The organism is Ihubacter massiliensis (assembly GCF_024125305.1).
Taxonomy (GTDB): Bacteria; Bacillota; Clostridia; order Peptostreptococcales; family Anaerovoracaceae; genus Hominibacterium; species Hominibacterium faecale.
Map to the genome: position 1 here is coordinate 4,113,751 of NZ_JAMXVH010000001.1, position 25,543 is coordinate 4,139,293.

Genomic DNA, 25,543 nt, shown 5'->3' on the forward strand with positions numbered 1-25,543 from the left:
AAAATAGAGAAAACAGGCGTAGATGGGAAGAAAGGGGAGAAGATGGAACAGCTCACACTCTTTGAAAATAATCAGGCCCAGCCGCTGGCAGCAAGGCTGCGGCCCCGGTCCCTGGACGAATTTGTGGGACAAAGCCACTTGCTGGGAAAGGGAAAGGTACTCTACCGGCTGATCGAAAGTGACCAAATCTCCTCCATGATTTTTTGGGGGCCGCCGGGCGTGGGAAAAACCACTCTGGCCCGGATTATTGCCAATCGAACAAAGGCTTCTTTTATCGACTTTTCCGCAGTGACCAGCGGCATTAAAGAGATTCGGGGCGTGATGCAGCAGGCGGAAGAAAACAGGCGTTTCGGAGAAAAGACCATTGTCTTTGTCGATGAGATCCACCGTTTCAACAAAGCCCAGCAGGACGCGTTCCTTCCTTTTGTGGAGAAGGGAAGTATCGTATTAATCGGCGCAACTACAGAGAATCCTTCTTTTGAGGTCAACGGCGCTCTGCTTTCACGATGTAAAGTGTTCGTATTGCAGGCGCTGAAAATCGAAGAATTAAAAGATTTATTGGATCGGGCCCTGAAAAATCCCCTGGGATTCGGCGGCCAAAAGATCACAATGGCCGATCACATGCTGGAGGTGATCGCAAACTTCGCAAACGGTGATGCCAGGACGGCTCTCTCCACGCTGGAAATGGTTGTGCTTAACGGAGAGATGGACGGAGATTCCGTAGTCGTCACCGAAGAAACGCTGGAACAGTGCATCTCCAAGAAGTCTCTGCTCTACGATAAAACCGGCGAAGAGCATTACAATATCATTTCAGCCCTGCACAAATCCATGCGCAACTCCGACCCGGACGCGGCTGTTTACTGGCTGGCCCGGATGCTGGAAGCCGGGGAAGATCCCTTGTATGTGGCGCGCCGCGTTACCCGCTTTGCCAGCGAGGATGTGGGACTGGCAGATCCCCGAGCTTTGGAAATCGCAGTGGCCGCATATCAGGCATGTCATTTTATCGGCATGCCGGAGTGCAGCGTTCATCTAACCCAGGCAGTCGTTTATTTGTCGCTGGCGCCAAAGTCCAACGCCCTCTACATGGCATACGAACAGGCCAAAAAGGATGCGCTGACCCAGCTCAGCGAACCGGTGCCCCTTGTGATCCGCAATGCCCCAACCCGGCTGATGAAGGATTTGAAATATGGGGAAGGGTATCAATATGCCCATGATACAGAGGAAAAGCTGACCAATATGCAATGCCTGCCGGACTCCCTCTTAGGCAGGCAATATTACCAGCCGACCCAGCAAGGGCTGGAAGCCAAATATAAAACCAGGCTGGACCAGATTAAAGCCTGGAAACGGGAGCACGAAAAACCGATAAAATAAAAAGCGGCCATCATGCCATCCCGCGGGGCTCCCCGATATATAAAATCAGATCTACGGAAAAAATGTGATCCTGCGCCGAATAGGCCAGGGTCCCATTGTATTTTTGTACCGTTTTTTCAATGTTTTTCAGGCCCAGTCCATGAGACAGCCGGTCCTGCTTCTTGGTGACAGTAGAAAAAACATCATAAGGATTTTTCATATTGATCCATAAACAGCCTTCCGTATAACGCATGGTAAAAGAGACATGCCGCTGTGCGGCTGGCAGAGTTTCACAAGCTTCTCCGGCATTGTCAAAAAGATTGCCTAGAATTACCACCATATCGGTAAAAGGAAGCGCCAAATCGGAAGGAATCAGGATGTCCGCGCTGCATGAAGCGCCTGTTTCTTCCAATTCCCGTAGCTTGATATTGAGCAGGGCATCGATTTCCAGATGGCCGGTGGTAATCACTTGATCGATGTCTGTCAGGCGATCCAGCGTTTCCTGCAGATAATCGGCCAGCTCTGATTGGGAACCTTGCTTGTAGAGATAGGCAGCCGTTTTCAAATGGTTTTTCATTTCATGGCGCAGTTCCCGGACTTCCTTGTTTGCTGCCTCTAAATCCTTATAGCGGCGCTTCTGATAGGCCACTTGTTGCTGCAGCAATGCGTTTTCCCAGGACCTGGAATAGAACTTGGTAAATTCGCTGAAAAGGACAAAAACGATCAAATTAATCAACAAAAAGATCAGCTGAAGGGGTAAATGATACAATGCGGCTTCACGCAGGGGACCGCTGTAATAACCGCTCAGCAAAAGCGTAAAAGTGATTAAAGCAATGCTGAATAAAAGCTTTTTCTTGAAGCTGGAGGGATAAAAACCCAGCAGGCATAAATAGACCGCCAGGTCAAAAAAGGGATTGACGTATTCGCCGGTGTAGTGATACCAGGAAACGCAAAGGAAGGTCAGCCCGATCATAATACCATAAAGCAGGCTCCGCCGGGCGGGTATTTTCCCGTAAGACCGGTTCATAAGCTCGAAAATTAAAAGCACATCCAGCAAGCATAGCAGCAGGTCGAGAAGATATTCAAACATGGATATAATCACTTTCCGCACCGCCATTTCACAAAATCCAAATGCTTTGACCGGACCTCTTGCCGGTATTTCTTGCTGATGGGAATCTGCTCACCATTTTTTAAGATGACCAGTCGGTCGCTGATGGAGTGGATCTGTTCCATATTGACCAGATAAGACACATGACACTGGACAAAGAGGGTATTGTCTACTTGGCGGCCAATCTCCCGGATCTTCATGTAAAACAAAAACTCCTTTTCCTCCATTTTTAAACGGACCCTGCGCCCTTGTGCTTCAAAATAAAGAATCTCTCCGTAAGGGATCTGAAAGCGTTCCCTGCCGATTTTGAAGAAAAAAAGGCTGCTAAACGTCTGCAAATGTTCCAGGGCCTGCATGAAAATATCCGCAAAAGCGGGCTGATCCAGAGGCTTTCTAAGAAAGCGGAATGGCAGCACCTCAAACACCTGATACACAAATTCCTTGTAATCTGTGAGAAAAATAATGACGCAGTGCCTGTCCTGGCTTCGAATAGTCTCCGCCGTACGGATGCCATCAATGCCAGGCATGGATATATCTAGAAAATAGATGTGAAACGGTTCCTTTGTCTTTTCCATATAGGTTAATAATTCCTGGCCGGAATAGAAAAAACTGCAATCCACATAAGAAAGCGGGATTGCGGCCATATATTCTTCCAGCTGGGCAATGACGGCCTTGCTGTCATCAACAAAAGCGACTCGCACCATATTCTCCACCTGCCTTCCCTGACCATTATAATCGCTGAAAACTATTTTTTCAATGTCCGAAGCCGTTCAAAAATGACAGATTGCCCTGCAATTTATGACAGCAAATAAATAGCGGACGCTTTCATCGTGTACAGTAGAGGAAAAGGAGGTAAAAGCTGATATGGAACAAAAAAGGTTTGTAGTGATGACAATTTTTTCCGCATTATTATTCATGGCTATCACAGTGACGGCCACCCTGACGCCGTATGCCCAAGTGGGGCATGCCAACCAGTTTGCCAGTCCGGAAATGTACAATGCCCTTTTGGTGATCAGCCTGATGTACTTCATTCCGCTGCTGATATACGGACTGCATGTAAAGAGCATGAAATATGTGCTGGCCTTTGTGGTCGGAATTTATACGGTTGGGGCTTTTGGGATTTTACTGGCTTCCAGCGGTTTTGTACGTTCGCTTTTGAATCTGCTGCCCAGAGCGCAAATCCCCCTTGAAAGCACGCCTGCGGCCGCGGTGCTTAATGGATTGTGCGTGATCACAGTCATCTATAATGGGGTTTGGTATTGGGCTGCCTTTCGGAGAAGGTAAAAAGGGATCAGACCGGCAGCAGCAGTTCCTTTCATATGAGAGCAAACAAAAATTCTGTATGTTTTTTGCACAACAAAAAAATATACAGAATTTTTTGTCATTGGGGCTTGCCTGTCGAAATCAGTTGAAGTATAATACCGGTATACCGGTATGCTGATTAATCAAAATTACAGAACATCTTCCAGGTTGAGTATTTTTGGATTTTCCATATGGAGCATGGTAATGTCATAAATATTCGCCAGATCGCCGGATTTCATAGCGTTCAGCATAGCTTCATGCTCTTTGATGGTGGCTTCCATCCGGCCTTCGTGTTTCAGCGAAAGGATTGCCAGCCGCTTGATTTGGTAGATAAAGCTTGCGAATAATTGATCAAAGGCTGAATTGCCCGCATAGGCGACCGTTTCAATATGAAACTGATTGTCATAATCGACGAACTGATTGATATCCCCGGAGTTTTCCGCGATCTCCTTTTGCAGCTGCAGATAGCCGCCCAGTTTGTCGAAAAGGAGACGGGCCTTATCGCTGCTGTAATTCTGGGTGATTTGGTAAGTACAGTAGCCCTCGATGGCGGAACGCACCTGAAAGGTTTCGATGATATCCTGAGGCGTCAGCTGATGAAGGCAGAACCCCTTGCTGGGGATGATATCGATATACTTTTCCTGCGCCAGACGAAGAAGCGCATCCCGCACGGGCGTGCGCGAGATTCCGATTTCTTTGGATAATTTGGTTTCCGAATAAATCTGATCGTATTGAAACTGATCGTCCAAGATTAAAGCCTGGATATAGTCATAAGCCGTTTGTTGTAAAGGTTTTGTGTTTTGCATGATGAATTCCTCTTTTCCGGATTCATTGTACACTATGCAAAAAACCTTCGCAATACCAATATTCAGTTAATGTATGAAAATGAAAGGAGTTGAACATGTCGAATCAAAAAGTCAAAGTACTGCCGGAAATGGATGTGGTCTACGAAAATGCCCGGCTGCCTTTTCCTCTGGCGGAATATCAGGTAAGGCTCAGAAAAATCCGCAGAGAAATGGCTGCCCGGGAGATCGATTTGCTCTATCTGACTTCTCCCGAAAGCATGTATTATATCAGCGGCCTGAACCTGGCCTGGTACAGGAATGGGTCGCCGTCGGCGCGGGACGAAGAAAAAGCGGCCGGAATCGCAGTCCATGTGGATCATGACTATTTTATCCTGTTTGAAACAAAGGACGAATATGGGCTGGTATCCGGTTCAACCTGCGCATCCGATATTCGGATCATGGATGAAACGCAGTCACAATCCGCAGAAAACGGATCCGATCTTTATGATTTTGTCGCAGACAACCTGAAAGCAGAGGGCTGGATTACAGGCAGTGCCGCTTTGGAGATGAGATGCCCAAGAACACCCAGAACTGTCGGCGACAGGATGAAGGCCAAGCTGGAAGAGCATGGATGCCGGGTTGTAGATGGGACGGACTTGTTAGTAAAGATCCGCAGAAAAAAATCACCTATGGAACTCAACTATATCAGAAAGGCCAGCGCCATCGCCGATATCGGCCATGAAGCTGCGGCTGCACAGCTTTGCGCCGGCATGACAGAACTGGAGCTGGCGGGCATCTATACCTGCGCGATGATGAAAGCAGGGGGCGAAAGCGGAGCTGTCGCCGATCTGGTTCAAAGCGGAAGGGGAAAGCTGTGGTGCGGCCATGCTCCCGCCGGCAGAAAGCTCATTATGCCCGGCGAGCCGGTCCGGATCGATCTGGCAGGCGTTTATAACCGTTACCATGCTCCGATGGGACGGTGCTGCTATATCGGAAAACCGGATCCGGACTTTGCCGATCTCTATCACAGAGCCAATGGACTGGTCATGGAGGAAGTGATACGCATATTAAAACCTAATATGCCAGTGAGAGAATTCTACGAAAAACTGATGAAGACCTGCAAAGAGCTGGGCCTGGAAGAGTCCCAAAAGCGGATGGGCGGCTATGAAATCGGCATTGGGTTTGCGCCCGACTGGTGCGGCCAATTTGTCCACGGTCCCAATAGGGAGCATCAAGACGAATGTTTTGAGCCCGGTATGGCCGTTACCTTTAAGACTGGCATGGGCGGGATGGATACGATTCTTTTCACAGAAGACGAAGTTGAAATTCTGGGAAATACAACCCGTGAACTGATGATAACCGATTAGGAGGTAAGGAGAATGAGGAAACTGATTGAGCCGATGAAAGACTTGAGTCTGATCAGCGAGGATATGGAGCTGCCTTTCCCGCTGTATGAATATAAAAACCGATTGAATAAAATAAGAAAGAAAATGGAGGAAAAAGGCATCGATACCCTTTATCTGACTCTCCCCGAAAACGTTTACTACGTCAGCGGCCTCAAGTTGATCTGGTACAGAGCCAATTCCTCTCCTGTGTGGAACGATACAAAGATTACAGGAGCCGCCATCCACGTCAATTCGGATAAGTTCATGATCTTTGACTGTGTGGATGAAGAGGGCGCGGTTTATGGAAGCACCTGCTGCACGGATCCGAGAATCAAGAACGATATCCCCCAGGACGTGATGATGGGAGAAGCGCGGGAGTGTCCGGGCCCAGGCGAAGATTTCATGGACCTGGTGGTCAAAGACCTTTATAACGAAGGCTGGCTTAAAGGCGTGGTGGCCCTGGAAATGGGGAGCTACCGCCCTCCGAGAACCGTGAGCGAAATCTTTCAGGCAAAGCTGGAAGCAAAAGGCGCAAAAATCGTTGATGGAACGGACATTGTTCTCGACATTCGAACGATCAAGTCACCTCTGGAGATCAACTGCATCGAAAAAGCGGCCCACATTGCCGATATTGGGCATAAAGCCATCCGGGATAATCTCCATGAAGGAATGACCGAGCTGGAGCTGGTGGCTGAGTATACCTCGGCCATGATGAGAGCGGGCGGCGAGAGCATGTCGCTGGTGGATATGTGCCGATTTGGAACGGGAAAATACTGGTGGGTTCATTCGCCTGCGGGAAGAAAAAAACTGATTCGCAATAATCCGGTAGCAGTGGATCTGTGCGGTGTCTATAACCGATACCATGCTGATCAGGTGCGGGCCTACTCCCTGGGAGAACCGCCCAACGAAATCGCGGAATCTTATACGATGGCAGGAAAAATTATGAAACAAGTAGCAAAGATCATCAAGCCCAATTTGTCCATCGATGATTTTTACGACGAGATCACGCGATTTATTAAAGAGGAAGGCGCTTGGGATGAACAATACTGGCTCGGCGGCTATGAGCTGGGCATCTCCTTTCCGCCCGATTGGGTAGGCAACTTTGTTTACGATCCATATATTGATTCCAATGGCGCCAGGTTCGAACCGGGGATGGTGGTGAACTTTGAAACCGGATTCGGTATAGTGGACACGCTTGTTTTTACGGAAAAGGAAGCCAGAATTCTGGGAACGACACCGTGGGAGCTGCAAATCGTGGACCCGGATTCTCCTCTGGCGGAATGAATGGAGGAAAACAATGAAAAAATTCGAAACAGGCGGGGAGATCAAACAATATCACGTGGGCCTTTTGGCCGCTATTACGATGGTCTTTTCGCTGGTGGCCGCCGGTGCGTACGGCGTGGAAGAAATGGTTCCGGCCTGCGGGCCGGGAATGACCATTGTCCTGCTGCTGGTGATCCCGTTTATCTGGGGACTGCCCATGGGCTTTGTTTCCGCGGAGCTGGGAGGCGCCCGGCCGGTGGAAGGCGGCTATTATAAGTGGGTACAGGAAGGTCTGGGCGAATTTTGGGGCTTTCAGTCCAACTGGTGGCGGACCTGTTCCTGCTATATAGGCAACGCCGAATCAATCGTTCTTGCCAGCGGATATATCGGAATGGCACTTGAACTCAATCAGACTGAGACCTATATTTTGCGGGTTGCGCTGGTCATCCTTCTGATCGGCCTCAACATTCGCGGAATTGGTGATGTCAGCGTTGTTACCCGGTTTTTCATCCTGTTAGTTCTGACCGCTTTTGGGCTGATTGCCATCCTGGGGTTTGTACATTGGAACAACAACCCCTTCGATCCTTTCGTGCCCGAGGGCATGGGCCTCTTGGAAGCCGCGGCGTCCGGGATCATCATTGGCATGTGGATGTATTCGGGTTACGAAAGTCTGTCCACCGTTGCAGGGGAGATCAAACAGCCCCAGGTAATTCCCAAGGCGCTGGTAATCGCCATACCGCTGATCGTCGCAACCTATGTGCTGCCCATTACCGGAGGCCTGGCATCCATCGGCCAGTGGGAGAACTGGAGCACGGATCCTTCCGCACCAGTCGGCTACCATACCGTATTGACCAATTATCTGGGTTCCTGGACCGGTATTGTTTTCCTATTTATCTCGGCAGGGGCAATGGCAGCTTTATGCAACGCTTATATTGCCACCAGTTCAAGAGGCTTTTTCACCCTGTCCCATGACAGGCTGGCGCCTCCGATCCTGGTGAAGGTTTCTAAGAAAAGAGGCGTACCGTATGTTCCAATCTTAATCATGGGCGCAGTGGATATCATTATGTGCCAGTTTGACTTCACGGCGATTGTAGTCATCGATGTATTTTTCTTCATGACCTCGTATATCGTCATTTACATTGCTGCTATCCGGCTGAGAAAAACAATCCCCGATGAGGAACGGACCTTCAAGCTTCCTGTCAGCGACGGTGTCTTTACCGTTATCTGCATTGTTCCCATCATCCTGGCCGTGTGCGCTTTATTTGTCAATGGCGCCGATTACTTTATCGGCGGCGTCATAGGACTTGTCAGCGGGCCGGTGGTATATGTGTTCTGGAAGAGAAGATACGGCGGTCTGGCCGTGATTGACCCTGACCATTATCCGCTCAATCCAAGGACAAAACTGGGACAAGGAGATCTGAGACGGATCGGAAATTTGTGCTTGATGCTGGCCACCGTTGGACTGGCGGGACGGTTCTTCCTTCCGTGGTACGAGGCTGGCGGAGAAAGCTATTATGATGAAACTTACGGAATGAATCAAATGTTCGACACCTTCATGTGGGTGCTCACAGCAGCGACGATCATCTTATATGCAGCAGCGATTATCCTTCTTCGCGTTGGGAAAAAAATTGACCGGTAGCGCCTATATAAAACAGGCAACAATGGATTGTCGAAAGAAAGGATACATATGAAAAAAATTGGTTTTATTGGATTGGGAATCATGGGTAGGCCGATGGCGTTAAATCTTTATCATGCCGGCGAGGATATCCTGGTAAACGATGTTGACGATGGTGTGCTTGAGAGCATAAAGCAGCAAGGGCTGCCTGTTGGCACAGTATCGGAAATCGGCAGAGAATGCGACTTGGTTTTCATGATTTTACCCAATGGGGACATTGTAAAGGAGGTTATCTTTGGAGAGGGAGGACTTACTTTCTCCCCAAAGAAACCACGGATCATCTGCGACATGAGTTCGGTCACACCGGACCAATCCCGCGACTGCCATAAGAGGCTGGAAAAAATGGGCGTTGCCTTTGTGGATGCTCCCGTCAGCGGCGGCGAGCCGAAGGCAGTTGACGGCACGTTGTCCTTTATGGCCGGCGGCGATGAACAAAACTGCCAGACGCTGAAGCCGTATTTTGAAATCATGGGCAGCAGCTCCGTGCGCATCGGAGGACCGGGCAGCGGGAGCATCGCCAAACTGGCCAATCAAATTATCGTCAATCTGTCCATTGCCGCAGTTTCCGAAGCCTTCGTTTTTGTGAAAAAAGCTGGCGCGGATCCGGAAAAGGTATACCAGGCGATCCGGGGAGGTTTGGCCGGAAGTGAAGTGCTGGATGCCAAACTGCCCATGATCCTGAAACGGGATTTTACCCCTGGAGGAAAGATTGCCGTCAATCATAAGGATATTAAAAACGTTTTGGAAACAGCGAAGGATCAAAAAATCCCGCTTCCGTTTACAGCGCAGCTTTTTCAGGTGATGCAGGCGTTGGATGTCAGCGGGAACATGGAAGATGACCACAGCGGGATCATTCAGTATTTTGAAAGGCTGGCAGGAGTGGAAGTCAGCTGCGAGGGGGAATAAGATGGAAAAATCAGCATTTGAAAGACAAAGGATTCAGGACGATTCCGCGATAGAGCGCATCTTGAAGAATGAAATTGAGCAAAATGAAAAAAAGCTGATCGTGCTGGACGACGATCCTACGGGGACCCAGACCGTTCGTGGAGTTTCGGTCTATACCGATTGGAGCAAAAGCAGCATTGAAGCAGGTTTTGACGAAGAAAATAAGCTGTTTTATATTTTGACCAATTCCAGATCCATGACAGAATCGGAAACCAGGGCGCTGCACGAAGAAATCGCCGAAACGATTTTAGCGGTTTCCCAGGAAAAAAACAAGGACTTTCTGATCATAAGCAGGAGCGATTCCACCCTCCGGGGGCATTATCCTTTGGAAACCAGCACCCTGCGATCTGTACTTGAGCAGGCATTTCCCGTTGACGGGGAGATCTTATGCCCCTTTTTCCAGGAAGGAGGAAGATTGACCATTGGGGATGTTCACTATGTGAAAGAAGGGGAAGCTTTGATTCCCGCAGGGGATACGGAATTTGCAAAGGACAAAACCTTCGGCTACTGCTCCTCAAATTTAAAAGACTACATTGCAGAAAAGACGGGCGGAGCATTCCCAGCCGAAACTATAAGCTCCGTTTCTTTGGAGATGCTCCGCAGCGGTGAACTGGATAAAATTGAAAAGCTGCTTCTGGATGTAAAGGATTTCAATAAAGTGATTGTCAATGGGGAAACGTATCAGGATTTAAAGGTGTTTTGCGCGGCCTTTTACCGGGCAATGGACAAAGGAAAACGCTTTCTGATCCGGTCGGCGGCATCCATTGTGAAAGTTCTTGGCGGAATCAGCGATGCTCCGCTGCTGGACAGACAACAGCTGCTTGACGGCAGGTCAGCATCTGGAGGGCTCATTATCGTCGGTTCATACGCAGAGAAAACAACCAGGCAGCTCAATGAACTAAGGGGGCTGAAAAACGCTGTTTTTCTCCAATTCGATTCCGACTGTGTTTTGGACGAAGCAGCCCTTGCAGCAGAACAGGACCGTGTTATACAAGCGGCCGAACAGGCCATAAGGGAGGGTAAAACAGCTGTGATCTTTACCAGACGGCGGCCTCTGCATGTGGAAGGGGATACCAGGGAAGCTGTTCTGGTCCGCTCTGTGAAAATATCGGATGCGGTTTCATCCATTGTCACCAGCATTCGTATCATTCCCAGGTTTATCATCGCCAAAGGCGGCATTACTTCCAGCGATATCGCCACTAAGGCGCTGCAGATCAGGCGGGCAGAAGTGCTGGGTCAGATCAAGCCGGGTATCCCTGTCTGGAAGAGCCAATCTTCGGGAGCATATCAAGATGTGCCTTATATCATCTTTCCGGGAAATGTGGGGGAGGACGATACCTTAATGGAAGTGGCGGAGCTGCTGGCGGAGTAGAAAGAAGGTGCGGTAATGAGAAAAGTATTTTACAACGGAACGATTTATACAGGAGAAAAGAAGCTTTATGCGGACTATGTTATAATTGAAGATAATTTTATCGTGGAAGTGGGAGATGGGTTTGATGAGGAACGGTACTGCAAAGAAGGCGCGGAGCTGATCGATCTTAAAGGACGGATGCTGCTGCCAGGGTTTATCGATGCCCACGCCCATCCGTTTACCTCCGCATTTCAGATGTCGCAGATGGTCCTATCCTTTGACATGGGCAAGGATGAAATTCTGCGAACGGTAAAAACTTATATAGAAGAAAATCCCGAAAATGACAGCTATTTTGGCATCGGTTACGGGGAGCACGTCTTTGGTGATGCGGGGCCGAACAAGGGGATGCTGGACCGGATTTGCGCAGATAAACCGGTTATCCTGGTGGGAGCATCGGGCCATGAGGCCTGGGTCAATTCAAAAGCTTTGGAAAGGGCGGGCGTGGACCGGAGTACGCCCGATCCGATCCCGGACGTGCAGTTTTATAAACGGGACGATGAAGGGAATCCCAGCGGTCATTTGATTGAGAGCGCACCCATTACCAATGTGATCAAAGCGGTTGACCCTTTTGTGATGGAAAAGGCGGAGCAGACCTTGCTGAAAATTTTGCGGGATTTCAGCAGTTACGGAATCACGACCATTGTGGATTGCGGATTTATCCCTTATATAAAGGAGCGGGCTGAACAGCTGCTGGACAAGTTTATCCAAAAGGGACTCCTGCCTCAGCGAATCTTTGGCAGCAACCACATTAACGAGCTGGCGGAGCTGGAGGGATGGCAGGATTATCTGTATCATATGCGATGCAAATATAATACTGATTATGTGCGCTTCAACACATGGAAGGTGATCAATGACGGTATTGTTGAGGCACGCAGCGCCAGCATGACAGAGCCCTTTTCCGGCATGGAAAAAACCAGTCCGCCGCTTTTATACGGTGAAACGCTGCACAGCTTGTGTGTCGAGGCTGCATCCTTGGGTTATGACATTCATCTGCACGGAATCGGCGATCATACGGTGCATGAGAATTTGATGGCTGCGAAAGCTGTGCGGGATGCGGGGTATGAAGATACGATTATTACAAACGCCCATACCCAGTGCGTCTTAAAAAGCGATATCCCCCTCTTTGCCAGGCTGAAGGTAATCGCCAATACCACAGGGGTGTGGCATTACGGCGATTTGAATGCTGTAGAACTGCTGGGCAAGAGGGCAGATGAAACCTTCCCTTTATATAGCATCGTTAAGGCCGGTGCCAGGATGAGCCTGGGCAGTGATTTCCCCGGCGACGAATATGGGCCGCAGCCGCTCAATTCCATAGAGACCGGCGCTACCAGACAGCTGTGCGGACAGCCGGATTCTCCCGTTTTGCAGCCAGAAGAGGAACGGTTGCCAATAAGCGAGCTGATTAAGGGATTTACAGAAACGGCGGCTTTCCAGGTCAGGATGGATAAAAAAATAGGGACTATTAAAGCCGGAAAATATGCGGATCTGGTTGTGCTGGACCAAAATCTGTTTGATGTAAACCCTTATGATATCCACAAAATAAAAGTTTGTATGACCATCATGGACGGCAACATCACATACCAGGATGGGGACTTTTGCCTGAAATAGAGATAACAGCTGCGCCTTGTATTTTTCCATTAACTGCGCAAACTAATCATAGTTATTTTCACTTTGATTAGGAAAGGTAAATATATGAAATTTGACGCAGTTTATTATGAACCGGACAGCTTGAACTACCCTTTGGGCAAACAGCTGAAAGAGAACTATGGCAGTCTGCCCTGGATAGCGATTGAAAATCACAATGCAATTCAAGAGATGCGGGAGAAGCCAAATGCTGAGTTCGCCAGGATGAAGCGGAATTTGATCGTCGGAACCCGGAAAACTCATAAATACACAGAAAATCATAAGGTATCGGATTATCTGGTGCCTTATACATCCTCGGGCTGTACCGCCATGTGCCTGTACTGCTATTTGGTTTGCAACTATAACAAATGCGCATATCTCCGTCTCTTTGTCAACCGTGAACAGATGCTGGACCGGCTCATTAAACGGAGCAAAACGGCTGGGCGGGAGCTGACCTTCGAAATTGGCAGCAATAGCGACCTGGTGCTGGAAAACACCATTACGGAAAATCTGCTATATACCATTCCAAGGTTTGCAAAAGAGGGCTCCGGCCGCCTTACGTTTCCAACTAAATTTCATATGGTTGATTCTTTGCTGGATTTGCCCCATGAAGGGAAAGTCATTTTTCGAATGAGCGTTAATCCGCAGCCACTGATTAAGCGAGTTGAATTGGGGACCTCCGATTTGAAGCAGCGAATTACGGCAGTGAACAACATGTGTCAAGCAGGATACCCATGCGGAATTTTGATTGCCCCGGTTATTTTATGCGAGAATTGGAAGGAACTGTATACAGAGCTTTTCGAAGAATTGAAAGAAGGTTTGACTGAGAAAGCACGAAGTCAGCTGTTTTTGGAAATTATCCTGATGACTTATTCTTACGTCCATCGAGCGATCAACGGTGAGGCATTTCCCGGGCTGCCGGATTTGTACGATAAGGAAATGATGACTGGCCGCGGACGAGGACGTTATTGCTATCGGATAGAGGAACGAGATAAAGCTGAATCTTATTTAAGGACTGAAATAAAACGGATTCTTGGAGATGTACCCATTCTTTATATCAGTTAGAAATAAGATGAGTTTGAGAGACAAGGGTCATGGGGCGGTTCTTTTTCTAATTGTCCGCAGATAACAAAAAAAGTCGAGAGACTTTCGAGATTCATGTGATATCATATGAACGAACAAAGGACAGGAGGCAGAAAGATGGAAGAGCAGCTGAAAGCCGTGCAGTGTATGCAGGATTATATTGAAACCCATATTGAAGAAACCATTACGCTGGCTGATCTGGCAAAGGTATCGTTCTTTTCCCCATGGTATGCCTATCGATTATTTAAAGCCTATACAAACTACACGCCAGCGGACTATATCAGGCGGCTCAGGCTATCCAAGTCGGCTTTAAGACTTCGGGACGGAAATTTCCGGGTGATCGACGTGGCATTTGATTTGGGGTTTCAAAGCGCTGATGGATATCAGAGGGCCTTTTATCGGGAGTTTGGATGCAACCCGGGTGAGTATGCCAAAAATCCGGTGCCGCTGTACTTGTTCACGCCGTATGGAGTCATCTACAAGCAAGCAGGAAAGGAAGGCAGGAACATGGGAGAAGTAAAAAATGTATTCATTCAAGCCGTGAAAAAACCCGAAAGAAAGGTAATCATCAAACGGGGAAAAGAGGCGGAGGATTATTTTCAGTATTGTGAAGAAGTGGGATGCGATGTATGGGGGCTGTTGACCAGCATACGCTCCATCAGCGGCGAGCCGGTCTGCATGTGGCTGCCGGATAAATATCGAAACCCAGAAACGTCTAAATATGTCCAGGGAGTAGAAGTGTCCGCCGGCTATCAGGAGTCGGTTCCTGACGGCTTTGAGCTGATCAGTCTGCCGGAAGCGGATTATCTGCTCTTCCAGGGCGAACCCTTTTTGGAAGAAGATTATTGTCAGGCCATCGAAGATGTGCAACAGGCGATTCAAAAGTTTGACCCAAGCACCCGCGGATATGAATGGGATGACGAAAATCCCCGCATACAGCTGGAACCAATCGGCAGCAGAGGGTATATGGAATTAATGCCCGTAAGCCCTGTCGGGAAAAAATAATAAACCAAAGTGCCTGCGTTGTTCAGGCGGATAAAGCAGGATTATGACGCAAAAAGAGGCGGCTCCAGGGAGGAAATCGTTCCTCCTCGCTGGGCCGCCTTTTTTAGCTGTAGCAGCTTGTTGAAAACTGATTTAATCTTATCTTACTGTTTCTACGCGGATGAGATTGGTTCTTCCGGTACTCTGCAGTGGCAGACCGGCGCTGATGACGATGGTATCGCCTTCCTTGACAACCTTCATTTTTTTTGCGCCGCCTTCCGCTTGATCCAGCAGCATGTCCCATTGATCCTCGTATTGGGTCAGAACCGGATATACGCCCCAGGACAGGGCCAGCTGGTGATACGTCTTTTCTCTCGGCGTGGCAGCTACGATGGGCTGTATCGGCCGGAACTTGGACATCTTTTCCGCCGTGTAGCCGGACCGGGTAATGGCGATGATGGCCTTGGCTTTTAAGTCATGGGCGGTTGTGCAGGCCGCATGACCGATGGCGTTGGATTTGTCCTTAGCATCCATTTCATAATCCATGATTTTGTACAGATTGACATCGAAGGCGTCTCTTTCCGCCTGTTTGACGATTTTAGACATGACCTTTACGGTTTCAACTGGGTACTTGCCCATGGCGCTTTCCCCTGAAAGCATGACTGCCGAAGTTCCATCAAAGACCGCATTGGCTACGTCTGTGATTTCTGCTCTTGTAGGCGTAGGGCTTGCGACCATGGATTCCAGCATTTGCGTGGCGGTGATGACGATTTTTCCAGCCTGGCAGCATTCTTTTATAAACTTTTTCTGGATACCGGGAAGCTTGGCAAAATTCACTTCCACGCCCATATCCCCTCTGGCGACCATGATGCCGTCGGAGTGGGCCAGGATCTGCTTGAAGTTATCGATCCCTTCCATATTTTCGATCTTGGAGATGATTTTGATCTTCTCGCCGCCGTTTTCCTTGAGGAAATTCCGCAGGTCGATCACATCCTGCTGGGTACGCACAAATGATGCGGCTATATAGTCCACATCGTGTTCAATGCCGAAAAGCAAATCCTGTTTGTCCGCTTCGCTCAGGTATTCCAAATCCAGATGTGTCTTTGGCACATTGACGCCTTTGCGATTGCTGATTTTTCCACCGTTTGTTACCCGGCACACGACCTGATCGCCTTCTGTATGCTGCACCTTGAGCGCCACTCTGCCGTCGTCGATCAAAATCGCGGTTCCGGGGCTGACTTGCCGGGGAAGGTCTTTATAAGTAATGGAACTCTGTTCTTGATTTCCCTTTATATCGGCCGCGGTGAGGGTAAAGGTTTGTCCATTCTTTAAGATGACGCTGTTTTCAGCGAAGTCGCCGAGACGAATTTCCGGCCCTTTGGTATCCAGCAGAACTGCGGCTGGAATTCCAATCCGGTCTCTTACCTTTCGAAATCTGCGGATCATTTCGCTATGTCCCTGATGATCCCCATGGGAGAAATTGAGACGTGCCACATTCATGCCGGCTAAGAGCATTTTTTCCAAAACCTCTTCGCTGGAGCTGGCAGGTCCCAACGTACATACAATTTTAGTCTTTTTCAATTTCAACACCTCTTTTCAATGATATCAATAAAATTTCAGGCGGATGGTTTCGCTGGTTGAGCATATTGATATATGCGACGTGATACGCTTGCTGGTCCAAATTACGGGCCAGCTCCAGAACCTGCTGCTTTTCTTCTTCACCGCCGGGATGGCCGCTGTACATGGTAATACAGATCAGTCCATTGACAGCAAGAAGCCGGAGCGCTGCTTTTACGGCCTTTACGGTCGTTTCCCCGCAAGTAGCGATCTCCTTGGACGCAGCAGGCAAATATCCCAAGTTAAAGACAACTGCCTGAACCTTTTTCTTTATATATGCGCCCATATATTCGTGGCTGTCCTGTATCAAATGAACCTGGTCAGAATATAAGCCTTCTTTTATAAGGGCGTCTTTTGTCCGCTCGATTGCTGCTTGTTGAATATCGAACGCATAAATCTCCTTTGCACCAGATCGGAGCAGAGCGATGGTATCGTTTCCATTGCCGCAGGTGGCATCGATGGCTGTCCCGCCGTCCCGCAGGTAGAGGGATACGAAATGCATCGCCAGCTGCGTGGTGCTGCGTATTAGATTTTTCATGGACTTATTATAGCACAAGCGTTTTCTTTTCGCATTATAAACATGGAAGGGTTTTTCCTTTGCAGTCGGCCCTCTGCATATCCCGATTTTAAGTTTTTTTTCGGATTTCTATTCGATATAGGCAAAATCAAAGGCGATGTCCATAGAAAATTATCAGATATTTATATTTTATCGCTTGCGTTGAAACTAATTTGCTCCGATTTTCGGAGCCACATATATAAGCTTGCACTAACTCGACTTACGAGATCAACTATTTGGTTGATTCTGGCCGCCAAAGGCCGGATTTATATGGACATTGCCTGCAATAATCCCTATTTCGAATAGAAATGGGATTATTTTACATTTGAGTCTGCCTGATTTTGTTATCGACAGAGCTTGCTGCGAAGTGTGGGCCAATTCCCCAGAATAAGAATTGGCCCATGGGGAATGATAGTATTAATTATGAAGATAAGCAGGATTACGCTGGGCAAATACACGGCTGCAAAAGAATAAATCATTTTATCTGATTTTATCTAAAAAAATATGTTGACAGATGGACCATGAAATGGTAATATAACTCTTGCAGTTACTTCGAAAGTACTGATGTGGCGGTGTAGCTTAGTTGGCTAGAGCGTCCGGTTCATACCCGGAAGGTCGGAGGTTCGACTCCTCTCGCCGCTACCACTTTCGGGCGTTTAGCTCAGCTGGGAGAGCACCTGCCTTACAAGCAGGGGGTCATAGGTTCGAGCCCTATAACGCCCACCAAATTGCGGTCCGGTAGTTCAGTTGGTTAGAATGCCAGCCTGTCACGCTGGAGGTCGACGGTTCGAGCCCGTTCCGGATCGCCAATTTTTAGAAATTCAGTATTGCATAAGTGGCTTGCCGCATATATAATATATATGCGATATGTGGTGGGTATCGTCAAGTGGTTAAGACAATGGGTTGTGGCTCCATTATGCGTGGGTTCGAATCCCACTATCCACCCCAATTTAATAACAGCGATGGGGTATCGCCAAGCGGTAAGGCAATGGATTCTGATTCCATCATGCGCAGGTTCGAATCCTGCTACCCTAGCCAATAGATGCGGCAGAGCAATCGCTTTGCCGGATGCGGCGACATAGCCAAGTGGTAAGGCAGAGGTCTGCAAAACCTTTATTCCCCAGTTCAAATCTGGGTGTCGCCTCCAAGAGTGAGACTTCAATGTTTATAACGTTGAAGTCTTTTTAATTTGAAAAAGCGCATTGCGGTGCACAGCTGCGAAAAATGGATTTTCTTAGAGATTTTTTTGCAGACGTCTGTGTACGCCTGGCTGCTCTCGGTTGTTGTTTCTGCCGCCAAGCTACGCACAGCCGTATCCCTGCTTCAACCCATAAGGACAACAAACGTATTAAAAGATAAAGAATATGAAAGAGGAGTACAGCATGAACAAGACATTTTATTTCAAAGACTGCTATCAGCCAAATCACAAGAACTTACGGCGCTGGACACTCATTATACTAGCGCTGGCAATTTGCCTGATTGCAGCCGGATGCACAGATGACGGCCGGCAAGGGACAGGGGCTGCGGCTATATCGCCAGAGGATATTCCGGAATATTCCCAGCAGCCATACATCGAGATCAACGGAAACGAACCGTATTTTGACCAGGCCGATTTGACGACAACGGCCTTTGAAACCTACAGCGACCTGGACGATCTCGGCCGGTGCGGCGAGGCCTATGCCTGCGTGGGAAAAGAAGTGATGCCCACCGAGAAGCGGGGTTCCATCGGAATGATCAAGCCCGCAGGCTGGCATACTGCCAAATACCAAAACGTGGATGGAAAGTATTTATACAATCGCTGCCACCTGATCGGCTACCAGCTGACAGCGGAAAACGCCAATGAAAAGAACCTGATTACAGGCACCCGCTATCTCAATGTGGAAGGGATGCTGCCCTTTGAGAACGAAGTGGCGGAATATGTGAAAGAAACCAATAACCATGTACTGTACCGGGTTACTCCCGTCTATGACGGCGATAACCTGCTGGCGGACGGCGTGCTGATGGAAGCCTTATCGGTGGAAGATCAGGGGGAAGGTGTGAAATTCAACGTATTTGCCTACAACGTACAGCCGGATATTGCCATCGACTATCAGACTGGGGAGAGCCATATGAAGGACCAGACCGGGACAAAGGCAGAAACGACTGCTGCCTCGCAAGAAAGCACACAGGAATATATTGTGAATCGAAACTCGGACATTTTCCATAAACCCACTTGCGCAAGCGTCAAGAAAATGGCGGATAAAAATAAGGAACCTTTCAAAGGAAGGAGAAGCGTGCTCATCGATCAAGGGCTGAAGCCCTGCGGAAACTGCCATCCATAAACGATCTACCATCCAGCCGTATTGACTCAAAACAGGGCTGCTGCATAAAAGCGATTTGCTCCATGCGGCAGTCCTGTTTTTATTTTTGGCACCAAAATTGCATAAAATAATAGCGTGAAATTGATTTATCCCATTCGCAATTCATTCTTGGATGTTGAAGGAGGAAATTATGAAAGACATTCAGTTTAAGCAAAATGGGAGATTCTTCTACGGATGGATCATTGTGATCGTCGGACTTTTTCTGATGACCTTTGCCTACGTTGGTTTTGTTTCGTTAACAAGCGTGTTCGTGCTGCCGGTTACGGAAGATTTGAATTTTGAACGGGGAGAGTGGATGACCTACCTGACGATTCTTTCCCTGGCTTGTGTAATTTGTTCGCCTCTGCTGGGCAAACTGATGGGAAAGGGCAGATTGAAAATCTGGGTTGCCGTCTGCTGCCTGCTGGGATTCATCGGATATTTCGGTTTTTCAAGAGCGGATTCTCTGACGGCCTTTTATCTATTCGCTCTCATCTTAGGCGTGGGCTTTGCGGGAACAGCGCCCATGCCGGTATCCATTCTCATTAACAAATGGTTCGGAGGAAAAGTCAGAGGAACGGCCACAGGCATCGCCTTTTTAGGAAGCGGATTGGGAGGTATGATTCTCTCGCCTATTCTCAATGGGGTTATCTCCGCTTACGGATGGAGAACTGGATATATTGCTCTGGGGATTGTATTCCTGGTTTTAATGGTGATTGTACTAGCTTTTGCCAACGATAATCCCCAGTCTAAGGGATTTGTCAGAATGGGAGAGGATGAAAGCGAAGCTGCCGCCGCAGCTATAGAAAAGCAAGGTAAAACACTTTCTGAGGCCATGCGCACGCCGGAATTTTATTTTGCTGTCTTATCGACCATTCTGGTGGTCCTGGCATCCAGCGCCATCTTGGCAAACTCGGTAGCCTACTTTGTGGGATGCGGTATCGGTGAAGCCAAAGCCGCATCGCTCCATGGACTGCTGCTGGGTTCTCTCATTATCGGAAAGCCGGTTATGGGGGCCGTTACTGACCGATTCGGCATTCGGACAAGCTCAGTGCTGACCACCATCATCTTTGCCGCTACCTTTGCTTCGCTGTTCATCATGCCCAACGCCGCAGGCGTGCTGGTATTCCTGGTAATCGCTTGCTACGGCCTGGGCGGACCGACCATTACAGTGATTCCGCCGCTGATGGTAAACGGTCTCTTCGGAGACAAGGATTACGGGACTTTGGTAGGTGTTATGAACATGGCCACAAGTATCGGCGGGGCCTTCGGCGGTATGGTTGCTGCCAGAGTTTACGACATGACAGGCAGCTACGCCAGCTTTTGGGTTGTGGCTTGCATCGCAGTCATCTGCGCCGCCGTACTCAGGTTCATTGCCTTCAGACTGCATGACTCCCGGCTATAATAAAGATTTGTCAAGGTCTGGTTAGCGGTTTTGAAAATGCCGGCATCTGATATATAATAAAAGGATAGCAGGAGGAAACGCGTATGAGTGATCAGAACATGGACTGCCGCCAGCTGCTTGACAAGCTGGCGCAGCTGCTGGAAATGGAAAAAGACGCGCAGCCGGAAGACATTTACCGGACGTGCGAAAAGATCAAGCAGGAAAGGGATACCTATTTTCTGGCCATGGATAATTGCCTGGACAGCTTCCACGTTACGGACCGGGACGGAAACATCATCTTTGTCAATAAGACCTTTGAGAGGCGTTCCAAAACTTCTAAAGATTTTATCCTTGGAAAAAGTGTGACGGAGATGGAGGAGCTGGGATTTTACCGGCCTTCCGCCGTCCGCATCGCTCTGCGTGAAGGAAGGCCGATCACAATGGTGCAGGCCGGTCCGGGCGGGGATGCCATTGTAACGGCTACCCCTATCAAAGATGCGGACGGGCAGGCGGTTATGTGCGTCAGCAACGCCAGGTTTACTGATGAGTTGGAACTGCTGGATAAGTATTATCGCGGCAGAAACAAGCAGCCGGATTATGATGAAAAATCCATAGTTACCAAGAACGCAGAAGTGGCAAAGCTCTACGAATCGGCTCGGCAGGTAGCAAAGGCGGATTCCAGCATTTTAATAACAGGAGAGACGGGAACCGGCAAAAGTATGCTGGCAAAATATATTCATGACAACAGTCAAAGGGCGAAAGGAAAATTCATTGAGCTCAATTGCGCTGCAATTCCGGAAAACCTGATCGAATCCGAACTCTTCGGCTACGAGTCGGGAGCTTTTACGGGAGCGAAAAAAGGAGGGAAGCCCGGCCTTTTTGAAATGGCGGACGGCGGAAGTCTTTTCCTGGATGAAATCGGTGACATGCCGCTGAACTTACAGGTCAAATTGCTCCATGCCATTCAAAACCGCATAATTACAAGAATCGGCGGAACGGCAGAAAAGCCTGTGAATGTGAGGATTATTACGGCAACCAATAAAAACTTAGAAAAGCTGGTGGAAGAAGGGCTGTTCCGCAGCGACTTATATTATCGCATCCATGTAGTTCCTTTGCATATGCCGGCTCTGCGTCAGCGAAAGGAAGATATCGATGAACTGGTGAAATCGTTTCTACAGCTGTTCAACAACCGCTACGGGAGCCAGGTGGAAATCGTCGATGAGGCCCTGGAAATGCTCAATGAATATCGCTGGCCGGGCAATATCCGGGAGCTGGAAAATCTAATCGAGCGTCTTGTGGTCACTAATCGTACCGGCGTCATTGATGAAGAAACGCTGCCCAATCATATTAAGATTATGACCGACGGGCCTCAGGCGGATGTGCAGGTAAACCGGATTATACCGCTGCGGCAGGCACTGGAACAAGTGGAAGCTCAGCTGATCCATATGACCTTCCAAGAATACCCCAGTACCTATAAGGCCGCCAAAGCCTTAGGCATCAGTCAGTCGGGGGCCAGCAGAAAATTTTTAAAATACCAAAATCAGGAGCCTCATAAATAACCCAAAATTGGATTGGCGACCCATCTGCGGGTTGCTGGAAAAAAGGTTGTGTTTTCAGACAATTTGAAAGCACAGAGCAAAAAAACAAAGAAAAGTGACCCTTTTTTGGGTTGCTTTTTCTGTTTTTTGCTTGGCACGAGACTTGCTCTATATATAAGCGGGATAAACAATTTCACAAATTTATCTGAATTAGAGGAAATCTTATGGAAACAAAAAAAACAATATGTGATTGGATTGATGAAAACAAGGATGAAGTATTTGCCATTTCCGATTATTTGTGGGAGCATCCGGAATTATCTATGCAGGAATATGAGGCCAGTCAAAAAGTTGCCGATCTACTGGAAAAATACGGATTCTTAGTAAACAGAGGCGTAGCCGGGCTGCCTACTGCTTTTGCGGCTGAATACGGGAGCGGTAAACCGGTGCTGGCTTTCAGCTCCGAATATGATGCTCTGCCGGCCTTATCGCAGAATAAGGATTCCGTTGTCCGCGATCCGGTTATTGACATGGCGCCGGGCCATGGCTGCGGACATAATCTGATGGCGGTCGGCGGAGTGCTGGCAGCTATCGCTTTGCAGCGCTGTATGATTGAGCAGGGCCTTGCGGGAACGATTAAGGTCTTTGGAACCCCGGCGGAGGAACTGTGCATCGGCAAGCCTTTTATGGCGCGTGGGGGCCTTTTTGAAGAGGTGGATGCCTTTCTCGATTGGCATCCCAGCCATCGAAACAGGGCTGCCGCCTGCGATACAAACGCCTACTTTAATGTAAAATACCATTTTTCAGGGGTCAGCGCCCACGGCAACGCCCCTTGGAATGGGCGCAGCTCTCTCGACGGCGCCATGCTGATGGGACATGCGGTGGAAATGCTGCGGGAGCATATCGAGCCGGGGAGCAAGGATTCACCGACAACCCTTAATTACGCCTTTCCCGATGTGGGAAACAGCTTCCCCAACGTGGTGCCCGCCAATACGGTTATCTGGTGCGTAGGACGAATGAAAAACGCAGAAATGGCGGCAGATGTTCTGTCCAGGCTGGATGCCTGCGCAAAAGGGTGCGCCCAGGCCACAGGAACCACAGTAAAAGAAGAAGTGATTACCGCGACCCACGATATGATCCCTAATTTATGTTTGGGGCAGCTGATAGAAGAAAATCTGCGTTATGTTGGTGCGCCTGCCTATTCGTCCGAAGATCAAGAGGATGCGAAGAAAATTCAAAAGGCAATGAATGCAAAGGAGACTGGGTACAGCGGCAAGATTGAGCATACGGTACTCAGCAGTCAGCCGGTCACCGATTCTTCCGAATACAGTTGGTTCGCGCCGATCGCCTTTTTAAATGTAGCGTTGGCTCCATCTGAGGATGCCGGATGGCACAGCTGGACATCCTGTAAATTCGCCGGAAGTTCGGTGGGAAAACGGGTTTTGGAAACCGCAGGGAAAATATTGGCTCTCGCGGGGTATGATCTGCTTACAAAACCGGAGATTTTGCAGGAGGCAAAGGCAGAATTAAAAGAGCGTTTGTGCGGCAAACCTTATCAAAGTCTGCTGCCGGAGAACGCCAAGCCGGATTTGACTACCAATAAGGCAGTTATGGAGAGGTTCCGATAATTCTTCAAGGAAAACGAGGCTGCCGCGTGAGGGTGTGCATTGAAAAATTGCACTAACCATAATAAAAGCTGCAAAATTAGTGCAATCATAGATGCCGGGCTGCGCTGCGAAACGCTTTTCACAGGGCAGCCCCCGTTTTCATTTAATAAATCGTTTGTTCGCTCTTATGCGGCGCTATCAGCCCCGCAGCGATTACATATTGAACGCTTTAATAATCCAATAAAACGTATGTATAATTCAGAATTGCGCTATTCTTCCCTGGAACTTTCTTCCATTGCGTGCTTTTCCGCTAAAACGCGTTCATACTCCGCAAAAATCGCTTCCTTAATCTTATTCCTTGTTTCAGAGACCAGAGGGTGGGCAATATCGCGGAAGTCTCCTTCTCCCATCTTTCTGCTGGGCATCGCGATGAACAATCCGTTCTGTCCTTCGATGATTTTGATATCATGCACCACAAATTCATCATCAAAGGTAATCGATACGACCGCTTTCATTTTTCCTTCGTCATTGACTTTTCTTACTCTTACATCAGTAATATTCATTCTTTGTTACCACCCTTTCATGCTCAAACTCATTCTGACAAACGCTGTGCACATAAATACACTTAGTAATATTATACATGAAATGGAATACGTTTACAAGGAACTATTTAAAAAATCTGACTATTTGGAAAAACTTCTACGGTTTTATGCTCTTCATCCACATGTCCCAGGTAGACCAGGGGGATGTAATCAGCAATCTTTTTCTTTTCCGGCGCGATGTTGGCAATGGCGACGCCGATCCCCACTACCTGGGTTTCAAATTCAGATAAAATATCACTGATTCCTTTTACGCTGCCGCCGCCCCGCATAAAATCGTCGATGATCAATGCCCGGCATCCGCTGAGAGCTGCCCGCTTGGATATGGACATTTTCTGCATGCGCTCCGAAGAACCGGAGAGGTAATTGATGCTCATGGTGGCACCTTCGGAAATTTTTGCTTCCCGCCGGACAACGACAGAAGGGAGGTTAAGAAATTCAGCTGTTTTCAGAGCAAGAGGGATACCTTTCGTCTCGATAGTCACAATGTAGTCGGCTCCGCAGTTTCTGAATTTACGGGCGAAAATCTGAGCCATTTCTTTGACCATCACCGGATCGAACATGATATCCGATGTATATAAAAAACCGCCGCCAAGCACCCGGTTTTCTTCTCCCAGCTTCCGGCAGAGCTTTTCTTGAAATTGCAGTCCTTTTTCTTTTGAAATAAAAGGAACATAACGGACTCCACCCGCGGCTCCCGAGATTGTTTCCACCAGGCCAAGCCCGGTGAACTCTGCAATTTCCCGTGCGGCTGCGATGTCCTCGCTGATGCTGGACTTGGCGGCGGAGAACAAATCACAGAACTCATTAAGAGAGAAAATTTTGTTAGGCGAATTGGAAATAATCTCCATCAGCGCGCCTACTCTCTGGCTTCTTTTCATTAGGCTTTCCTCCTGAAATTCGAACGTATATGGCGTATATATTAGATAATATTCGTTTTTTATTTTTTTGTCAATTATAACGCATTTTTTTGTACAATTATGGTATACTAT

At 48.4% G+C, this 25,543-nt stretch carries 21 protein-coding genes and 6 tRNA genes; 20 read left to right on the forward strand and 7 right to left on the reverse strand.

The window, feature by feature from the left end:
* The first annotated feature begins 42 nt into the window (after window positions 1-42).
* Window positions 43-1,371, forward strand: coding sequence for a replication-associated recombination protein A (locus NIA71_RS18845; protein WP_148397663.1), 1,329 nt, complete (start codon window positions 43-45; stop codon window positions 1,369-1,371).
* A 10-nt stretch (window positions 1,372-1,381) separates the two neighbouring features.
* Here NIA71_RS18845 and NIA71_RS18850 read toward each other — a convergent pair whose 3' ends face one another.
* Both NIA71_RS18850 and NIA71_RS18855 read right to left on the reverse strand, forming a co-directional pair.
* Window positions 1,382-2,467 (reverse strand): sensor histidine kinase, encoded by a 1,086-nt coding sequence (locus NIA71_RS18850; RefSeq protein WP_148397664.1) that lies wholly within the window; start codon window positions 2,465-2,467, stop codon window positions 1,382-1,384.
* The gene (locus NIA71_RS18855) at window positions 2,449-3,162 is read right to left on the reverse strand and encodes a LytR/AlgR family response regulator transcription factor (RefSeq protein WP_148397665.1); all 714 of its coding nucleotides are present in this window, start codon (window positions 3,160-3,162) and stop codon (window positions 2,449-2,451) included. The genes NIA71_RS18850 and NIA71_RS18855 overlap by 19 nt, the downstream gene beginning before the upstream one ends.
* Before the next feature lie 160 nt (window positions 3,163-3,322).
* On the opposite strand from NIA71_RS18855, the gene NIA71_RS18860 reads away from it, so the two are divergent.
* The gene (locus NIA71_RS18860) at window positions 3,323-3,742 is read left to right on the forward strand and encodes a DUF5391 family protein (protein ID WP_227754707.1); all 420 of its coding nucleotides are present in this window, start codon (window positions 3,323-3,325) and stop codon (window positions 3,740-3,742) included.
* Between the two features lie 167 nt (window positions 3,743-3,909).
* On the opposite strand, the gene NIA71_RS18865 is transcribed toward NIA71_RS18860, so the two are convergent.
* Window positions 3,910-4,566, reverse strand: a complete 657-nt coding sequence (locus NIA71_RS18865) for a GntR family transcriptional regulator (RefSeq protein WP_148397667.1) — start codon at window positions 4,564-4,566, stop codon at window positions 3,910-3,912.
* 95 nt (window positions 4,567-4,661) lie between these two features.
* On the opposite strand from NIA71_RS18865, the gene NIA71_RS18870 reads away from it, so the two are divergent.
* The 8 genes from NIA71_RS18870 (at window position 4,662) to NIA71_RS18905 (ending at window position 14,935) form a co-directional block, all read left to right on the forward strand.
* On the forward strand, window positions 4,662-5,912 hold the full coding sequence (locus NIA71_RS18870; protein ID WP_253021199.1) for a M24 family metallopeptidase: 1,251 nt from the start codon (window positions 4,662-4,664) through the stop codon (window positions 5,910-5,912).
* Between the two features lie 12 nt (window positions 5,913-5,924).
* Window positions 5,925-7,214, forward strand: coding sequence for a M24 family metallopeptidase (locus tag NIA71_RS18875; protein WP_148397669.1), 1,290 nt, complete (start codon window positions 5,925-5,927; stop codon window positions 7,212-7,214).
* Between the two features lie 13 nt (window positions 7,215-7,227).
* Complete coding sequence (locus NIA71_RS18880) at window positions 7,228-8,832, forward strand: APC family permease (RefSeq protein ID WP_253021200.1); 1,605 nt, start codon at window positions 7,228-7,230, stop codon at window positions 8,830-8,832.
* A gap of 48 nt (window positions 8,833-8,880) precedes the next feature.
* Window positions 8,881-9,774, forward strand: coding sequence for an NAD(P)-binding domain-containing protein (locus tag NIA71_RS18885; RefSeq protein WP_227754706.1), 894 nt, complete (start codon window positions 8,881-8,883; stop codon window positions 9,772-9,774).
* Window position 9,775: 1 nt separating this feature from the next.
* Window positions 9,776-11,185 carry a four-carbon acid sugar kinase family protein gene (locus NIA71_RS18890; protein ID WP_253021201.1) on the forward strand — a complete coding sequence of 470 codons (1,410 nt, stop codon included), beginning with the start codon at window positions 9,776-9,778 and terminating at the stop codon, window positions 11,183-11,185.
* A 15-nt stretch (window positions 11,186-11,200) separates the two neighbouring features.
* The gene (locus tag NIA71_RS18895; RefSeq protein WP_253021202.1) at window positions 11,201-12,832 is read left to right on the forward strand and encodes an amidohydrolase; all 1,632 of its coding nucleotides are present in this window, start codon (window positions 11,201-11,203) and stop codon (window positions 12,830-12,832) included.
* 84 nt (window positions 12,833-12,916) lie between these two features.
* Window positions 12,917-13,912 carry an SPL family radical SAM protein gene (locus tag NIA71_RS18900; protein ID WP_148397674.1) on the forward strand — a complete coding sequence of 332 codons (996 nt, stop codon included), beginning with the start codon at window positions 12,917-12,919 and terminating at the stop codon, window positions 13,910-13,912.
* A gap of 135 nt (window positions 13,913-14,047) precedes the next feature.
* A complete protein-coding gene (locus NIA71_RS18905) occupies window positions 14,048-14,935 on the forward strand; it encodes a helix-turn-helix transcriptional regulator (protein WP_253021203.1) in 888 nt (295 codons plus the stop codon).
* A gap of 138 nt (window positions 14,936-15,073) precedes the next feature.
* On the opposite strand, the gene pyk is transcribed toward NIA71_RS18905, so the two are convergent.
* Both pyk and NIA71_RS18915 read right to left on the reverse strand, forming a co-directional pair.
* On the reverse strand, window positions 15,074-16,504 hold the full coding sequence (gene pyk / locus NIA71_RS18910) for a pyruvate kinase (RefSeq protein ID WP_336246018.1): 1,431 nt from the start codon (window positions 16,502-16,504) through the stop codon (window positions 15,074-15,076).
* Complete coding sequence (locus NIA71_RS18915; RefSeq protein ID WP_253021204.1) at window positions 16,482-17,087, reverse strand: tRNA (mnm(5)s(2)U34)-methyltransferase; 606 nt, start codon at window positions 17,085-17,087, stop codon at window positions 16,482-16,484. The genes pyk and NIA71_RS18915 overlap by 23 nt, the downstream gene beginning before the upstream one ends.
* Before the next feature lie 568 nt (window positions 17,088-17,655).
* Between NIA71_RS18915 and NIA71_RS18920 the strand changes: the two genes are divergently transcribed.
* The 10 genes from NIA71_RS18920 (at window position 17,656) to NIA71_RS18965 (ending at window position 23,973) form a co-directional block, all read left to right on the forward strand.
* Window positions 17,656-17,732 (forward strand) — tRNA-Met (locus NIA71_RS18920).
* 5 nt (window positions 17,733-17,737) lie between these two features.
* Window positions 17,738-17,813 (forward strand) — tRNA-Val (locus NIA71_RS18925).
* 6 nt (window positions 17,814-17,819) lie between these two features.
* Window positions 17,820-17,896 (forward strand) — tRNA-Asp (locus NIA71_RS18930).
* A gap of 63 nt (window positions 17,897-17,959) precedes the next feature.
* Window positions 17,960-18,035 (forward strand) — tRNA-His (locus tag NIA71_RS18935).
* A gap of 15 nt (window positions 18,036-18,050) precedes the next feature.
* A tRNA-Gln gene (locus NIA71_RS18940) sits at window positions 18,051-18,125 on the forward strand.
* A 34-nt stretch (window positions 18,126-18,159) separates the two neighbouring features.
* A tRNA-Cys gene (locus tag NIA71_RS18945) sits at window positions 18,160-18,234 on the forward strand.
* A 235-nt stretch (window positions 18,235-18,469) separates the two neighbouring features.
* Window positions 18,470-19,408 carry a DNA/RNA non-specific endonuclease gene (locus NIA71_RS18950; RefSeq protein WP_148397678.1) on the forward strand — a complete coding sequence of 313 codons (939 nt, stop codon included), beginning with the start codon at window positions 18,470-18,472 and terminating at the stop codon, window positions 19,406-19,408.
* 169 nt (window positions 19,409-19,577) lie between these two features.
* Window positions 19,578-20,831: an MFS transporter gene (locus NIA71_RS18955; protein WP_253021205.1), complete on the forward strand. Its 1,254-nt coding sequence runs from the start codon at window positions 19,578-19,580 to the stop codon at window positions 20,829-20,831.
* 83 nt (window positions 20,832-20,914) lie between these two features.
* Window positions 20,915-22,369, forward strand: coding sequence for a sigma-54 interaction domain-containing protein (locus NIA71_RS18960; protein WP_148397680.1), 1,455 nt, complete (start codon window positions 20,915-20,917; stop codon window positions 22,367-22,369).
* A 203-nt stretch (window positions 22,370-22,572) separates the two neighbouring features.
* Window positions 22,573-23,973 carry an amidohydrolase gene (locus NIA71_RS18965; RefSeq protein WP_253021206.1) on the forward strand — a complete coding sequence of 467 codons (1,401 nt, stop codon included), beginning with the start codon at window positions 22,573-22,575 and terminating at the stop codon, window positions 23,971-23,973.
* 248 nt (window positions 23,974-24,221) lie between these two features.
* Here NIA71_RS18965 and spoVG read toward each other — a convergent pair whose 3' ends face one another.
* Both spoVG and purR read right to left on the reverse strand, forming a co-directional pair.
* Window positions 24,222-24,515 (reverse strand): septation regulator SpoVG, encoded by a 294-nt coding sequence (gene spoVG, locus NIA71_RS18970; protein ID WP_148397682.1) that lies wholly within the window; start codon window positions 24,513-24,515, stop codon window positions 24,222-24,224.
* A 107-nt stretch (window positions 24,516-24,622) separates the two neighbouring features.
* Window positions 24,623-25,432 (reverse strand): pur operon repressor, encoded by an 810-nt coding sequence (purR, locus tag NIA71_RS18975; protein ID WP_148397683.1) that lies wholly within the window; start codon window positions 25,430-25,432, stop codon window positions 24,623-24,625.
* Between the last annotated feature and the right edge of the window lie 111 nt (window positions 25,433-25,543).